The 896-nt window shown below is 57.4% G+C and carries 1 protein-coding gene; it reads right to left on the bottom strand.

Annotation, left to right across the window (positions count from 1 at the left end; all coding sequences use genetic code 11):
- Positions 1–10: 10 nt before the first annotated feature.
- Complete coding sequence (locus LO50_RS24860) at positions 11–649, bottom strand: hypothetical protein (RefSeq protein WP_152624010.1); 639 nt, start codon at positions 647–649, stop codon at positions 11–13.
- Positions 650–896 lie beyond the last annotated feature (247 nt).

Genomic DNA, 896 nt, shown 5'->3' with positions numbered 1-896 from the left:
GCCAGCATGGCTACCTATTGAGCTCCGGGAGGCGTCCATATAAGTTCCCTTTAATGCCTCCGGCTGCAAGGATTTGATTGATCCGCTTCTTCGATAGCCCGCCTCCTAGCTTCTGAGTAGCGATAATTCCAGCCAGCTCACGTTTGTTGCGGCCAGCGGTTAGTAAGCGTCGGGCTTCGGAGCAGATAGCGGCGTCACGGGCAGCATTGGCTGCGCGCCTTGATTCGCCGGAGGCAACACCTCCGGCTTGGCGCGCAGCGCGAAGCCCATCTTTCAAAGGCTGAATATCCAGAGCGACCAATCGGGTCAACTGCCATCCAAGACGGTTAAGGTCTGATTCCGTCAACGGTTCACGGCAGGCCCGCACGGCTAGTAATAACGCAGTTGAAATCGCCGCTTTTTTGGCCTCCGTTTCATAGTCGTATTCGGTGCTGCCTTGCTCATTGGCCCCGCAGGCCGGCATAAGGGCATCAACGATATGCTGCGCTGGGCTGATAAGGTTCGGCCTCGACACCCAGTCGCGCCGGAATGCTTCGTCCGGGCATTCACCACATAGCGCGTCCCAGTGCGCTTCGATATTAGCTATCAGCCAATCAATATCATTCAGCTCGATTAACGCTGACCGGCTCTCCCCCGGATTGTCTCTCATCTGTCACCCCCCGCCCCATTAAACGCACCCATGAATGCGGCAAGGCGCGCTTTTGTGCTCCAGCGTGCCGTCAAACACGCCGGGCCAGCAGGTAAGTGCGGGGTCGGTGTTCGCTGATTCCCGGAACACATTAGGTGTTCTGCACACCATGTGTTCCGCCCGGTTACGGTTCGTGTTCCATCGCTGTAGGCCGCGTCGTTACTGGCTTTCAGCGATTCAGGAACACCAAGAACACCAAGAACACCGG

This window comes from Stutzerimonas stutzeri (genome assembly GCF_000935215.1).
In the GTDB taxonomy this organism is placed as follows: domain Bacteria; phylum Pseudomonadota; class Gammaproteobacteria; order Pseudomonadales; family Pseudomonadaceae; genus Stutzerimonas.
Note: the sequence above shows the minus strand (reverse complement) of the source record. Positions and strands in the feature narration are given on the sequence as shown.

What these genes read in the sequence shown, in the direction of transcription:
- LO50_RS24860 (WP_152624010.1), bottom strand. Translation starts at nt 649, where the DNA reads ATGAGAGACAATCCGGGGGAGAGCCGGTCAGCGTTAATCGAGCTGAAT.